General features: G+C 75.4%; 12 protein-coding genes. 8 read left to right on the top strand and 4 right to left on the bottom strand.

The window, feature by feature from the left end; translation table 11 throughout:
* Window position 1 precedes the first annotated feature (1 nt).
* Complete coding sequence (locus OTB16_RS07815) at window positions 2-1,204, bottom strand: glycine C-acetyltransferase (protein ID WP_267719191.1); 1,203 nt, start codon at window positions 1,202-1,204, stop codon at window positions 2-4.
* Between the two features lie 194 nt (window positions 1,205-1,398).
* Window positions 1,399-2,427, bottom strand: a complete 1,029-nt coding sequence (gene tdh, locus OTB16_RS07810) for an L-threonine 3-dehydrogenase (RefSeq protein ID WP_267719190.1) — start codon at window positions 2,425-2,427, stop codon at window positions 1,399-1,401.
* 200 nt (window positions 2,428-2,627) lie between these two features.
* On the opposite strand from tdh, the gene OTB16_RS07805 reads away from it, so the two are divergent.
* Window positions 2,628-3,536: an alpha/beta hydrolase fold domain-containing protein gene (locus OTB16_RS07805; protein WP_267719189.1), complete on the top strand. Its 909-nt coding sequence runs from the start codon at window positions 2,628-2,630 to the stop codon at window positions 3,534-3,536.
* Between the two features lie 81 nt (window positions 3,537-3,617).
* Here the strand turns inward: OTB16_RS07805 and OTB16_RS07800 are convergent, their stop codons facing one another.
* Entirely contained in the window at window positions 3,618-4,355 is a 738-nt protein-coding gene (locus tag OTB16_RS07800) for a class I SAM-dependent methyltransferase (RefSeq protein ID WP_267719188.1), read from the bottom strand.
* Between the two features lie 306 nt (window positions 4,356-4,661).
* On the opposite strand from OTB16_RS07800, the gene OTB16_RS07795 reads away from it, so the two are divergent.
* On the top strand, window positions 4,662-6,794 hold the full coding sequence (locus OTB16_RS07795) for a SpoIIE family protein phosphatase (RefSeq protein ID WP_267719187.1): 2,133 nt from the start codon (window positions 4,662-4,664) through the stop codon (window positions 6,792-6,794).
* A gap of 212 nt (window positions 6,795-7,006) precedes the next feature.
* On the opposite strand, the gene OTB16_RS07790 is transcribed toward OTB16_RS07795, so the two are convergent.
* Window positions 7,007-7,396: a VOC family protein gene (locus OTB16_RS07790; protein ID WP_267719186.1), complete on the bottom strand. Its 390-nt coding sequence runs from the start codon at window positions 7,394-7,396 to the stop codon at window positions 7,007-7,009.
* Between the two features lie 141 nt (window positions 7,397-7,537).
* On the opposite strand from OTB16_RS07790, the gene OTB16_RS07785 reads away from it, so the two are divergent.
* The 6 genes from OTB16_RS07785 (at window position 7,538) to OTB16_RS07760 (ending at window position 14,108) form a co-directional block, all read left to right on the top strand.
* Window positions 7,538-8,485 carry an STM4015 family protein gene (locus OTB16_RS07785; protein WP_267719185.1) on the top strand — a complete coding sequence of 316 codons (948 nt, stop codon included), beginning with the start codon at window positions 7,538-7,540 and terminating at the stop codon, window positions 8,483-8,485.
* Window positions 8,486-8,595: 110 nt separating this feature from the next.
* A complete protein-coding gene (locus tag OTB16_RS07780) occupies window positions 8,596-9,687 on the top strand; it encodes an STM4014 family protein (protein WP_420717643.1) in 1,092 nt (363 codons plus the stop codon).
* Window positions 9,688-9,703: 16 nt separating this feature from the next.
* Entirely contained in the window at window positions 9,704-10,591 is an 888-nt protein-coding gene (locus OTB16_RS07775) for an STM4013/SEN3800 family hydrolase (RefSeq protein WP_267719248.1), read from the top strand.
* Window positions 10,588-11,949, top strand: coding sequence for an STM4012 family radical SAM protein (locus OTB16_RS07770; RefSeq protein WP_267719183.1), 1,362 nt, complete (start codon window positions 10,588-10,590; stop codon window positions 11,947-11,949). The genes OTB16_RS07775 and OTB16_RS07770 overlap by 4 nt, the downstream gene beginning before the upstream one ends.
* Window positions 11,950-12,011: 62 nt before the next feature.
* Entirely contained in the window at window positions 12,012-12,908 is an 897-nt protein-coding gene (locus OTB16_RS07765) for an STM4011 family radical SAM protein (RefSeq protein ID WP_267719182.1), read from the top strand.
* A 666-nt stretch (window positions 12,909-13,574) separates the two neighbouring features.
* Window positions 13,575-14,108, top strand: coding sequence for a rhodanese-like domain-containing protein (locus OTB16_RS07760; RefSeq protein ID WP_267719181.1), 534 nt, complete (start codon window positions 13,575-13,577; stop codon window positions 14,106-14,108).
* The last annotated feature ends 92 nt before the right edge of the window (window positions 14,109-14,200 follow it).

The raw sequence follows: 14,200 nt of genomic DNA, 5'->3' as shown, positions 1-14,200 counted from the left end.
CTCAGCCGGCGGACGTGCCCAGCGCCGTGCGGGCGTCGATGAAGGCGGCCACGGCGCGCTCGACGTCGGCGGTCGAGTGGGCCGCCGACAGCTGGACGCGGATGCGGGCCGCGCCGAGCGGGACGACGGGGTACGAGAAGCCGATCACGTACACGCCGCGCTCCAGCAGCAGGTCGGACATCTTCGCCGCCTCCGCCGCGTCGCCGATCATCACGGGGGCGATGGCGTGGTCGCCGGGCAGGATCTCGAAGCCGGCCTCGGTCATCTTCGTACGAAACAGGGCGGTGTTGGCGGCGAGCCGCTCGCGCAGGTCACCGGCCGACTCGAGCAGGTCGAGGACCTTGAGGGAGGCCGCCGCGATGACCGGGGCGAGGGAGTTGGAGAAGAGGTACGGGCGCGAGCGCTGGCGCAGCAGCTCCACGATCTCGGCGCGCGCCGCGACGTAGCCGCCGGAGGCGCCGCCGAGGGCCTTGCCGAGGGTGCCGGTGATGATGTCGACGCGGTCCATGACCCCGTGCAGCTCCGGGGTGCCGCGGCCGCCGGGGCCGACGAAGCCGACGGCGTGGGAGTCGTCGACCATGACCATGGCGTCGTAGCGCTCGGCCAGGTCGCAGATCTCCGCGAGCGGGGCGACGTAGCCGTCCATGGAGAAGACGCCGTCGGTGACGATCAGCCGGCGGCGGGCGTCCTGCGACTCCTTGAGCCGGGTCTCGAGCTCGGCGAGGTCGCGGTTGGCGTAGCGGTAACGGCGTGCCTTGGAGAGGCGGATGCCGTCGATGATCGAGGCGTGGTTGAGGGCGTCGGAGATCACCGCGTCCTCGGCGCCGAGGAGGGTCTCGAAGACGCCGCCGTTCGCGTCGAAGCAGGAGGAGTAGAGGATGGTGTCCTCCTGGCCGAGGAACGCCGACAGGCGGGCCTCCAGCTCCTTGTGCACCTCCTGCGTACCGCAGATGAAGCGCACGGAGGCCATGCCGTAGCCCCAGCGGTCCAGGGCGTCCTTGGCGGCGGCGACGACCTCGGGGTGGTCGGCCAGCCCCAGGTAGTTGTTGGCGCAGAAGTTCAGGACCTCGCCCGCGGCTCCGCCCGAGGTGACGGCCACAGCCGCGTTCTGCGGGGTGCCGATGACGCGCTCGGGCTTGTGCAGACCGGCGGCGCGGATCTCGTCGAGGGTGGTGCGCAGGTCCTCGCGGACGGACTCGAACATGGTGCGGTTCTCCTTCTACGGCGGAGGCGGGCGTACGGGCTGGGCGTACGGGCGACGAGGGGGGCCGGGCCCCGCGGAGGGGGGTGGGCGGGGCCCGGCCGGGGAGGGTGGTCTGTGGGGTCCGGGGCGCGACCCCCGGGGTGGGTCCGGGGCGCGATGCCCGGGGTGGGTCCGGGGACGGACGCCGGGCCGCGCTACGCCGTCCAGTCCAGGATGATCTTGCCGCTCCGGGCGGTCGACGCCTCGTCGAACGCGGCCTCGAACTCGCGGTGCGAGTACCGGCCGGTGATGACGGGGCTGAGGTCCAGCCCGCCCTCCAGCAGCACCGTCATCGCGTACCAGGTCTCGAACATCTCACGGCCGTAGATGCCCTTGATGGTGATCATCGAGGTGACCACCTTCGCCCAGTCCACCGGGAACTCCTGCGCGGGCAGGCCCAGCATGGCGATCCGGCCGCCGTGGGTCATGTTGTCGATCATGTCGCGCATGGCCTCGGCGCGGCCGGACATCTCCAGGCCGATGTCGAAGCCCTCGCGCAGTCCGAGCGAGCGCTGCGCGTCGGCGATGGAGGTCTCGGCGACGTTCACGGCGAGGGTGGCGCCCGCCTTGCGGGCGATCTCCAGCCGCTCGGGGCTGACGTCGGTGATGACGACGCTGCGCGCACCGGCGTGGCGGGCCACCGCCGCCGCCATGATCCCGATCGGGCCCGCGCCGGTGATCAGCACGTCCTCGCCGACGAGGGGGAAGGACAGTGCCGTGTGCACGGCGTTGCCGAAGGGGTCGAAGATGGCCGCGACGTCGAGGTCGACCGCGGTCCGGTGCACCCACACGTTCTGCGCGGGCAGCACGACGTACTCGGCGAAGGCGCCGTCGCGCCCGACGCCGAGCCCGATGGTGCTGCGGCACAGGTGGCGGCGCCCGGCCAGGCAGTTGCGGCACTTCCCGCACACCAGGTGGCCCTCGCCGCTGACCAGCGCGCCGATCTCGATGTCGCGGACGTCCGCGCCGAGCGCGGCGACCTCGCCGACGAACTCGTGGCCGAGGACGAGCGGGGTCTTGACGGCACCCTGCGCCCAGCCGTCCCAGGCGCGGATGTGCAGGTCGGTACCGCAGATGCCGGTGCGCAGCACCCGGATCAGCACGTCACCGGCGCCGTACTCGGGCTCGGGGACGTCCATGAGCCACAGACCCGGCTCGGCCTTGTGCTTGACGAGTGCCTTCATGGGAGTGGCTCCAGGCATGCGGAAGGGGACGCCGGGGCCGCGGGGGCGCGGGTGGCGCGGGTGACGGAACCAATCTGCCGAGCGGCGTGGTGATCAGTCCATCGAGACTTTCTTAAGCGGGCCTCCAGCGCAGCTTCACGCCTATGCTCTCCCCGGGGTTCCGCGCTGGGGATGCGCGGGGAAAAGGGGAGGTGAGGGGCGTGCCGAGTCTGCGCAGCAAGGCGTTGTCGGCGGCGCTGGCCGCGACGGGACGGCGAAGACGGTTCGCGAGCGCGGAGGCGGTGCGGACCCGGGTGGCCCAGTCCGCCCGGCGGCCCGCGTCGCACCTGCCGCCGCGGTCGCTGGGCCGGGTCGCGGACATCTCGCGGACCTTCGTCGGGGCCTGGCCGGTGTACGACGTCTGCCCGCGCGGCGGCGAGCCGGACGCCCGGGTGCTGTACTTCCACGGCGGCGGTTTCGTGGACGAGCTGGAGCGCAGGCACTGGGCGATGGTCCGGGCGCTGGTCGTGCGGGCGCGGGCCCGGGTCGTCGTACCCGCGTACGCCCTGGCGCCGCGCGGCACCGCGGACCGGACGGTGCCGGTCGCCGCCGACCTGCTCAGCGGCCTGATCGAGAGCGGCGGCGCGGGCGGCACGGTACTCCTCGGGGACTCCTCCGGGGCCGGTCTGGCGCTGGCCGGCGCCCAGCGACTGCGCGACCGCACCGGGACGCAGCCCTCCAGGATCGTGCTGGTCTGCCCCTGGCTGGACGTGACCATGAGCCATCCGGACCAGGCGGCGATCGAGGCGGCCGATCCGCTGTCGGCCCGGCCCGGTCTGCTGGAGGCCGGCCGCCTGTACGCGGGGACCCTGCCCGCCGAGGACCCGCGGGTGAGCCCGCTGCGCGGGACGTTCGCGGGGCTGGCGCCGATGACGGTGTTCACGGGGACCCGGGACGTGCTGGCCACGGACGGCAGGGAACTGCTGCGCCGGGCCCGCGCCGCCGGGGTGGAGGCGGAGCTCCACGAAGGGGCGGGGCTGCCGCACGGATACCCGCTGCTGCCGGTGCCGGAGGGCCGGGCGGCGCGCGACCGGATCGTGGAGCTGGTCCGGTCGGCGGCGAACGCGTGAGGGGAGCGGACGGCCGGGCCGGGCGCCGGGCGCCGGGACGCCCTGTACGCCGCGCCGCACACCGCCCCGTCATGCCGTCTCCTACGCCGTGCAGGTCATCAGCGAGCTGATCGGCCAGGCGCGGTACGCCGTCCAGTAGGCCTCGTCGCGTACGGGATCGGGCGGCGGCGTCCGGTTCGGCTGCCAGCCGACGGTCGTGAAGCCGGCCGCGACGGCCGCTTCGGCGAGGTCGGCGTGGGACCACTCGCGAAACTCGAAGGGCTCCGGCGGATCGGTGAGGAAGTGCGCCTTCAGCAGGGGTGCCTCGCCCTGCGGGACCCGGTCCAGGATGCGCACCCCGTACGGCGACCAGTCCACCCGGGGGAACGCGCCCGCGTTGGGCACGATGGCGAGCAGCCGGCCGCCGGGCCGCAGGCTGGTGCGCACGGACCGGAGCACGGCGTGCAGTGCCGCCCGGTCGGTCGCGTGGTTGAAGAGGTAGGCGGCGGTGGCGAGGTCGAAGGGGCCGAGGCCGGCGACGCCCACGGCTTCGGCGACGTGGTACTCGATGTCCGGCCGCCCCTTCGTCGCCTCGTGCGCGCGGGCCCGCGCGATCCGCTCCCCGCAGGGGTCGACGCCCACCGTCCGGCGGGCCCCGCCGCGGGCCAGGAGCCGGGTGTTGTAGCCGTAGCCGCAGGCCAGGTCGAGGGCGTCCAGGCCGCGTACGCCGCCGAGCGCGTCCAGGGCGCCGTGCAGGGTGTGGGTGTCGGCCGCCGAGAAGGCAGCCGTGGCGGTGCATTCGGCGTAGCGCTCGCCGATGGTGTCGTACTGGAACCGCATGTTCTGCCTTCCGGGGGCCTGCCGGGGGAGGTGGGACGCGTGCGTATCGTGCCCCGCGGCTCGTCCGGGGGACGGCCCGTACGCCCGTGCGTCCCCCGGACGAGCGAAGCGGTCGGCCTATCGCCGCAGGGCGGGCCGTCCGGGGTCCGGTACGGGTACGGGGCCCTGCGGGTGGTGGCCGCGGGTACCGCTGCTCGCGGTGGTCGCGGTGGCGGCCGGGTACCGGGGGCTCCGGCCGCGGCCCGGCCGGGAGGCCGGACCGCCGCCGGGGTGCGGCCACCACCGCCGAGGGGGCATCCTGACGGGGTGACGGCGAGACCGGACGACCACGGCCCCGCTACCGCCCGTGCCGCCACGGTCCAGGCGCTCGCCCGGGCCGCCGTCGAAGGTGTGGCGGCCGTCGGCGGGTACGCGGGCGGGGTCTACCTGCGCTCGCGCACCGAGGGGCTGCTGCGGATCGCGGTGCTGACCGGGCTCCCCGGCCGGCTGTTCCGGCCGTGGTGGCGGATGCACGCGAACCGCCCGTACCCGGTGGCCGAGGCGTTCCGGTCCGGTCAGGCCGTGCACCTCTCCGACGCGGAGGAGGCCGTGCGCCGCTTCCCGCAGCTGATGGCCGGGCTGCCGTTCCCCTTCGCGTCGCTGTACGAGCCGGTGACCGGCGGCGGGCAGCGCTTCGGCGTCGTGTTCGCCCTGCGCGCCGCGACCCCGGGGATCCCGGTCGGGGCCGTGGACCGCGAGCGGCTGCGGGAGGCCGCGGACCGGCTGGCCCGAGAGCTGGCCGGGCTGGCGGCGGACGGAAACCCGGTGGTCTGGGACGTGGACCCGGTGCTGCTCCGGCCCCCGGCCCGGCGCGCGGGCCCCCGCGAGGCCGTGAACCGGCTCGCGCAGGCGGTGCTGTCCGTGGACCGGCAGGGCAGGATCGACTTCGCCAACTCCGCCGCCCAGGACCTGCTGGGTCTCGGCGAGCCGCAACTCCTCGGGCGGGTGGTGTGGGAGGCGGCGCCCTGGCTGGGGCATCCGGCGTACGAGGACCACTTCCGGGCCGTCTTCATGTCCACCGAGCCGGTGCGCTTCCCCGCCCGGCGCGGCTGGCACCCGCCCGGGGACTGGCTGTCCGTGGCCCTGGACCCGGGGCCCGACGGGGTCACCCTGACGATCGGGGCCACCGAGAGGCCCTCGTACGCGCCGGCGGCGGCGGCCGAGCCGGAGGCGGGCCCCGGCTCGGCGGCGGGCCAAGCCTCCGCGCTGTACCGGCCGGTGGCCCTCGCCATCGCGCTGACCGAGGCGGTCACGGCCCGCCAGGTGTCGGCGGTGGTGACCGAAGAGCTGCTGCCGGCCTTCGGCGGCCGTCAGCTCGCCATCTACCTGCTGAACGAGCGGCACCTGCACCTCGCCTGGGAGACCGGCTTCCCCACCGGTTTCCTCGACCGCTTCGACGGGGTGGGGCTCGATGTCCGGCTCCCCGGCGTGGAGACCCTGACCTCGGGCCGGCCGCTGTTCTTCGAGTCGATGCAGCACCTCGCCGCCGCGTATCCGGGGATCCCGCTGGACGCCGACGTCGGGGCCCGCGCCTTCCTGCCGCTGATCGCCTCCGGGCGGCCCGTCGGCTCGTGCATCCTCGGTTTCGACGCCCCGCGCGACTTCAGCCCGGAGGAGCGTACGGTGCTCACCGCGCTGGCCGGACCGATCGCGCAGGCCCTGGAGCGGGCGCGGCGCTACGACAGCGAGGCCGCGCTCGCCCGCGGGCTCCAGGCGGCGCTGCTGCCGCACCGGCTGCCGGTGCGCGAGCACGTGCAGACGGTCGGCCGCTACCTGCCCGGCACCCTGGGCATGGACGTCGGCGGCGACTGGTACGACGTCGTCGAGACGGGCGCCGGACTGCTCGCCCTGGTCATCGGGGACGTCCAGGGCCACGGGGTGGCGGCCGCGGCCACCATGGGTCAACTACGCAGCGCGGTGAGGGCGTTCGCCCTGACCGGCAGCAGCCCCGATGAGGTCATGAGCGGCACGAACCAGCTCCTGATCGACCTGGACCCGGGCCAGTTCGCGAGCTGCTGCTACGTACTGCTGGACCCGGAGACGGGCGCCGCCCAGGCCGTACGGGCCGGGCACCCCCAGCCGCTGCTGCGCCACCCGGACGGCCGCACCGTGGTGCTGGACCTGGCGGGCGGGGTGGTCCTCGGCATCGACCCCGAGGCCTCCTACCCCGTGACGGAACTGCGCCTGGAGACCGGGTCGGTGCTCGCCCTGTACACCGACGGGCTGGTGGAGAAGCCGGGCACCGACATCGACGTCGGCGTGGAGCGGCTGCGGCTGTCCCTGGCCGCGGCCCGGCCGACGCCGCTGACCGAGACCGCGGACCGGCTGATCGGGGAGGCGGGCAGCACCGTCGACCGGCCGGACGACACGGCCCTGCTGCTGGCCTCGCGCACGCCCTAGCCGTGCCGTCCAGCCGTGCCGCCCGCCGGCGCTAAGGCCACCGCTACCGCGAGCGCTGACCGACAGCCCGCTGCGGGCCGCCCGCGAGGCGTCCAGCGGCTCGGGGAGGAGCGCCGGGGCCGCCCGCCGGGCCGCGTCGCCCGCGAGGACGATCGCGGCGCGCGCCGTGTGCATCCCGGGTACGAAGCGCGCCTCCCCCGGACGAACGGGATTCAGCGGGCCGGGCTCGTGGCGGCCAGGGTGAAGGAGTGGCCCGCCGGGTCGCTCAACAGGCGTGCGTCACGCTGGCCTTCGCCGACGTCGACGGCCAGCGGGCGGGCGCCGAGGGAGACGGCCTCCCGCTCGGCCTCGTCCAGGTCGTCGGCGGCGACCAGGATGCGCAGGTGGGCCTGCTGGGAGTCCTCCGGGCGCGGCCAGCTCGGCGGCGCGTAGCCGTGGTCCCGGCACAGGGCGAGGTGAACGCCGGCGCCGCCGACGACCTCGACGATGTCCGGGCCGTCCCCCGCCCGCACCTCCGCACCCAGCAGCTCGGCGTAGAACGCGGCAAGCGCCTCGGGATCGGCGCAGTCCAGTACGAGAACGCTCGTCTTCGCGACAGTCATGGCCCGCGCTTACCCGCGGTGCCCGTCCGTACGCGGTGCGCGGGCCCCTTCCCCGCGGGCCGGGATGTCGGTGGCCCTTGGTAGAACTGGTGTCGCACCGGCCGCTCGTCCGAACGGCCCGTTCACCCTCAGGAGCAGCGCATGAGCCAGGTCGCACACCTCTCGGAGCTGGGCGGGCTTCCCGCCTTCGACTTCCCCGCCAAGGGCGACGAGCGGGCCCTGCCCGAGGCCGGCTCCGTGGCCTGGCGGGTGCGCGCCGACGAGCACGACACCGGGGAGACCTGGAGCGAGGCCTACGCCCGCTTCACGGCCGCCGTCGACACCCGGCGGGTCGGCTCCCTGATCGTGGGCGTCTGGGAGGAGTCGTACGAGGTCTCCAGCGCGGCCATCGTGTCCGTCCTCGCAGCGGCCGCCGACGACTTCCCGCTCCTGCGGCACCTCTTCCTCGGCGACATCGAGGGCGAGGAGTCCGAGATCTCGTGGATCGTGCAGTCGGACGTCACCCCGCTCCTCGAGGCCTTCCCGGAGCTGCGCGAGTTCGGGGTGCGCGGCGGTACGGGGCTGGCGCTGACGCCCGTGAAGCACACCGGGCTGCGGAAGCTGGTGGTGCAGACCGGCGGGCTGCCCAGGGAGGTGGTGCGCGGCGTCGCCGCGAGCGACATGCCCTCCCTGGAGGTCCTCGACCTGTGGCTCGGCACCTCCGAGTACGGCGCGGACACCGAGGCGGAGGACCTGGCACCGATCCTGTCGGGCGAGCTGCTTCCGGCCCTGCGCCATCTCGGGCTGCGCAACAGCGAGATCCAGGACGCGGTCGCCGCCGCGGTGGCGGGCGCCCCCGTGGTGGGCCGGCTGGAGACCCTGGACCTGTCCATGGGCATCCTCACCGACGAGGGCGCGACGGCCCTGCTGGAGGGCGGGTCCCTCGGCCACCTGTCCCGCTTGGACCTCGACCACCACTTCATCGGCGCGGACGTCCAGGAGCGGCTGCGCGCGGCGCTGGAGCCGCACGGCGTGGTCCTCGCCCTCGAGGCGGGCGATGTGGACGAGTACGACGGGGAGATCTACCGGTACGTCGCGGTGGCGGAGTGACGGCGGACCCGCCGACGGCTCCACCGGCCCCGCCGACGGCTCCACCCGCCCCGCACACGGACCCGCCGGCCGTCCCGCCCGCGGTCGTCGGCAATCCGGCGGGCCGCCGCGTGGCGCTCTTCCAGGACGCCGTGCGCGCCCGCGGCCTGCCCGCTGCCCGCGTGGTGTCCTGGCGGGACGTACTCGACGGCGGCGCCCTGTTCCGGCAGGGCGAGACCGTGCGGATCGACTCGCCGGGCGAGGACCCCGAGGTCGAGCGGCTGCTGCGCGGGGTGTCCGACCCGACGCGGGTGGAGGGCACCGGCCGCTGGTACGAGCGGTTCACCGCGGCCGTGGAGACGGTGGCGGACGGGGTCGCGGCGGCCGGCGGGCGGCTGCTCACCACTCCGGCGGACCTCGCCGTGCTGTTCGACAAGCGCCGGTGCCACCACGCCCTGGACCGGGCGGGGGTCCCGGTGCCGGCCTCCCCGACCTCCGGCCCCGGCGCAGCGCCGGTGCACGGCTGGACGGACGTACGGGAGGTCCTCGCGCGGCCCGGTTTCCGCCGGGTGTTCGTGAAGCTCGCGCACGGGTCGTCGGCCTCCGGCGTCCTGGCCCTCGAAGCGGGCGCGGGCGGCCGCGTCCGGGCGACGACGTCGGTGGAGCGCTCCCCCTCCGGCGCCCTGTACAACTCGCTGCGGGTGCGCCGGTACGAGGACGAGCGGGTGATCGGCGCCGTCGTCGACGCGCTCGCCCCCGACGGGCTGCACATCGAGCGCTGGCTGCCGAAGGCCTCCCAGCGGGGCCGCTCGGCCGACCTGCGGGTGGTGGCCGTCGCGGGCCGGGCCACGCACGCCGTGGTCCGCACCGCGCGCGGGCCGATGACCAACCTGCACCTCGGCGGCGCGCGCGGCGACCTGGACGCCGCCGTCGCGGCCGTGACCGCGGCGGGCGGCAGCTGGGAGCGCGACGCGCTCGCGGTCTGCGAGCGCGCGGCGGCCGTTTTTCCCGCCACCCTCTGCGTGGGGGTGGACCTGCTGCCCGCCACCGGCTGGCGGGGGTTCGCCGTCGGCGAGGTCAACGCCTTCGGGGACCTGCTGCCCGGACTCGCCGGGCTTCCCGGCTCGCCCGCCGCGGGTCTCGACACCTATGCGGCCCAACTGGCCGCCGTACACGCCCCGGCACGACAGGACCGCCATGCACCCCGTACCTCCCACCTCTGACCTGCCCGCCCCTGACATGAACGAGGTCGTCGGCCGTGACGACCTGCTGCTCGTCACGCTCGACACCCTGCGGTACGACGTCGCCGTCCGGCTGGCCGCCGAGGGCCGCATCCCGCACCTCGCCGCGCACCTGCCCGGCGGCGCCTGGGAGCGACGGCACGCTCCGGGCAGCTTCACCTACGCCTCCCACCAGGCGATGTTCGCCGGCTTCCTGCCCACTCCGGCCGAACCGGGCCCGCACCCGAGGCTGTTCGCCGCCCGGTTCACGGGCAGCGAGAGCACCGCGGGGCACACCTGGGTGTTCGACACCCCGGACCTGGTGTCGGGGCTGGCCGCGGCGGGCTACCGGACGGTGTGCGTGGGCGGGGTCGGCTTCTTCAACCGGCGGGGCGCGCTGGGCTCCGTCCTGCCCGGGATGTTCCAGGAGAGCCACTGGGAGCCGGAGTTCGGGGTGGCGTCCCCGGCCTCCTTCGAGGCTCAGGTGGCCCGGGCGGAGCAGGTCGTGGCCGCGCTCCCGGCGGACCGGCGGCTGTTCCTGTTCCTGAACGTGTCGGCGATGCACCAGCCCAACTGGTTCCACCTGGACGGCGCGACCGCGGCGGCCGGGGACTCGTGGGAGTCGCACGCGGCGGCGCTGGAGTACGTGGACCGGCACATCGGCCGGCTGTTCGACGCCATGCGCTCGCGCCGCCGGTGCTTCGCGATCGTCTGCTCCGACCACGGGACGACGTACGGGGACGACGGGTACACGGGCCACCGGCTGGCGCACGAGGCCGTGTGGACCGTCCCGTACGCCCAGTTCTCCCTGGAGCCGCCACGACCGCGACGCGCACCGGCACACGCAGCGGCACACGCACCGAATCCGGCACCGGCACCGGCACCCGAGGAGGCGGCCGCGCGATGACGACCGGCAACGACACGGCGACCCCGTACGAGAGTTATGTGTACGCCTACCCGCACAAGACGGCGTACCGGAGGCTGCCCGAGCGGCCCGCGCTGCGCGGCCTGTGGGCGGACCAGCCGAAGGACGCGCTCTCGCTGTACCTGCACGTCCCGTTCTGCGAGGTCCGCTGCGGGTTCTGCAACCTGTTCACGCGGATCGGCGCCCCGGAGGGGCTGACCACGGCCTACCTCGACGCGCTGGAGCACCAGGCGGGCGCGGTCCGCGAGGCCCTCGACGGTACGGACGGCGGGCCGGTCCGGTTCGCGGCGGCCGCCTTCGGGGGCGGCACGCCGACGTTCCTGACCGCCTCCGAGCTGGAACGCCTCTGCGACATCGCGGAGAAGGGCGCGGGCGCCGACCTGCGGGCGGTGCCGCTGTCGGTGGAGGCCTCGCCGGCCACCACCACGGCGGACCGCCTCGCGGTCCTCGCCGACCGGGGCGCGACGCGGCTGAGCCTGGGCGTGCAGAGCTTCGTGCCGGAGGAGGCGCGGACGGCGGTCCGCCCGCAGAAGCGCGCGGACGTGGAGGCGGCGCTGTCCCGGGTCCGGGACGCGGGCATCCCGGTGCTGAACATCGACCTGATCTACGGCATCGACGGCCAGACCGAGGACAGTTGGCGGTACTCCCTGGACGCCGCGCTCGCCTGGCGCCCGGAGGAGCTGTACCTGTACCCGCTGTACGTACGCCCCCTGACCGCGCTGGGCCGCCGGCCGGACGACCCGGCCGGATCCGCCGGACCCGCCGAGAGCTGGGACGGCCGGCGGTTGCGCCTGTACCGGGCCGGCCGGGACCACCTGCTGGCCGCCGGGTACGAGCAGGTGTCGATGCGGATGTTCCGCCTCCCGGGTGCTCCGGCGGCGGGCGCCGACGACTACGCGTGCCAGACCGACGGCATGGTGGGCCTGGGCTGCGGAGCCCGTTCCTACACCTCCGAGCTGCACTACTCCTTCGACTACGCGGTGGACATGCGGGAGATACGCACGATCATCGACGACTACGTGGCGCGGCCGCGGGCCGATTTCGCGCGGGCGGAGTACGGCCGGTGGATGGACGTGGACGAGGCCCGGCGCCGGCACCTGATGCAGTCGCTGCTCCAGGCGGCGGGGATGCCGGTGGCCGAGTACCGGGAGCGGTTCGGCGGCGGCCCCGGGGAGCACTTCCCGGCGGAGCTGGAGGCGTTCGCGGCGCGCGGCTGGCTGACGGAGGACCCGGGCCTGCTCCGGCTTACGCCCGAGGGCCTGGCGCACTCGGACGCGGTGGGCCCGGCGCTGTTCTCGGCGGAGGTACGGGCCGCCATGGCCGCGTACGCGCGCAAGTGACGGCCCCGCGGGGCCGTCAGGGGGCCGCTGAGGGGATCCCGGAACGGCCGCGGGAGCTCACCGTGCTGTACCGGGGGCCGCTGGCCTCCTGCGACTACGACTGCCCGTACTGCCCGTTCGCCAAGCGCCGGGACAGCCGCGAGACGCTGGCAGCCGACCGGGCGGCACTGGAACGGTTCGCCGCCTGGGCGGCCGGGAACACCGCGGACCGGCTCTCGGTGCTGTTCACCCCGTGGGGCGAGGGCCTGGTCCGCTCCTGGTACCGGCGCACCCTGACGGAGCTGTCGCACCTGCCGCACGTCCGGCGGGTCGCCATCCAGACGAACCTGAGCGGCCGCACCGGGTGGACCGCCGCCGCCGATCCGGACACGCTCGCGCTCTGGTGCACCTACCACCCGGGGCAGACCCCGTACGCACGCTTCCTGGGCCGGTGCCGGGAGCTGGCGGACGCCGGGGTCCGCTTCAGCGTGGGCGTCGTCGGCCTCCCGGAGCACCTGGCGGAGGCCCGCCGGCTGCGGGCGGCGCTCCCGCCGGAGGTCTACCTGTGGGTGAACGCCGCGGAGGGGCGCACCTACACGGATCCGGAGGCGGCCCGCTGGACGGCCCTGGACCCGCTGTTCCCGTACAGCCGCCACCCCCACCGCTCGGCGGGCCTGCCCTGCCGGACCGGCGAGTCGGTGATCTCGGTGGACGGCGACGGCACGGTCCGCCGCTGCCACTTCGTGAAGACGGAGCTGGGCAACCTGTACGACGGCTCCTACCGGGCGGCGCTGCGCCCGCGGGCCTGCCCGCTGGCGGTCTGCGAGTGCCACATCGGCTACGTCCACCTGGAGACGCTGCCGCTCTACGACGTCTTCGCGGGCGGCGTCCTCGAACGCGTCCCGGCGCCCGGCGCGGCGCAGGGAACTCCCCCGGCGGGCGGGTCGGGCTTCCCACACCTGCCCCTGACACCGTGCTGACCGCACCCTCCCCCGCACGAACCGGGCCCGCCCACCCAGGGGGCGACAAACCCGCGGCACCGTTCCTCGGCCCCCGCCCGGCTGCGACTGCGACCCTAGCGGCCGCATGCGGACCCTCCGACCCGGGCTGTCATCGCGCCGGCTCCCGGACCGGGAGGGCGGGGCGGGCCCGCCGGAACAATCGCCGGGGTCATGGCCGGGGGGCGCCGGCGTCCGGGCCGGAAGGGCGGGGCGGCCCGCCGGAACGATCGCCGGGCGGGCAGCCGGCCTGCCCGGCGCGGCGCGGCGCGGCCCGTTCGCTGGCCTGATCGCGTCGCCGGGCCTATGATCCGCGGCATGGCCGTCACCCACCAGCGCCTCCTGTCGCGCTCCTGTTGTCGTAGCTGACGCCTGCCCTGCTCCGGCTTCCGCACCGTGCCGCACCTTCGCGTGACGGGCGGTCTCCGGGCAGCCGCTCCGGACGGATTCCGGCCGGGCTCCGGTCCCCGGGCGATCCCCTCCCCGGTGCCCCTCCCTCCCGCGGCCGCGCATCCCGCGGCCCACGCTCTCCCCGAGCCCCGCTCACGCCCGGCCTCCCACACCGCCGGGCCGCCGCGGCCCGCCCCCGGTTCACGACCACGTCTGTGTCCACGTCCACGTCCACGTCCCGCAAGGAGCCCGTCCACCATGAGCATCCCCGCCACCCTCACCGCCGGCCAGGTCCTCTCCCGCCACCAGGAGTTCACCGTGATCGACGTCCGCACGCCGGGCGAGTACGCCTCCGGCCACCTCCCCGGCGCGGTGAACATCCCGCTCGACCGGATCGCCCCCTCCCTGCCCCGGCTGCGACGGGCCGCCGAGGACAAGGGCCTGCTGCTGGTCTGCGCCACCGGCGCCCGCTCGGAGAACGCCGCCCGCACCCTCGCCTCGCACGGCATCCCGTCCACCAGCCTGACCGGCGGCACCCGCTCCTGGTCGGCCGGCGGGCACGGCCTCGACTACCCCGCCGAGGGTCGCCGGTCGGTCTGGGCCATGGAGCGTCAGGTACGGGTCACCGCGGGCTCGCTCGTACTGCTCGGCCTGGTGCTCGGACTGCTGGTGCACCCGGCGTTCCAGCTGCTCTCCGCCGGCATCGGCGCCGGGCTGGTCTTCTCGGCGGTCACCGACACCTGCGGGATGGCGCTGGTGCTCGGCCGCCTGCCGTTCAACCGGAGGCGCTGAGCCCGCCCCGTACCGAATCCCGGAACGGAATCGTCCAGCATCCGGACCCCGCTTGTCCCAGCCCGCCCGACACCGACAGGATGCGGCCATGG

It is taken from the genome of Streptomyces antarcticus, assembly GCF_026627255.1.
GTDB lineage: Bacteria > Actinomycetota > Actinomycetes > Streptomycetales > Streptomycetaceae > Streptomyces > Streptomyces antarcticus.
The sequence above is the reverse complement of the archived record's forward strand: the minus strand, read 5'-3'. Positions and strand labels throughout refer to the sequence as shown.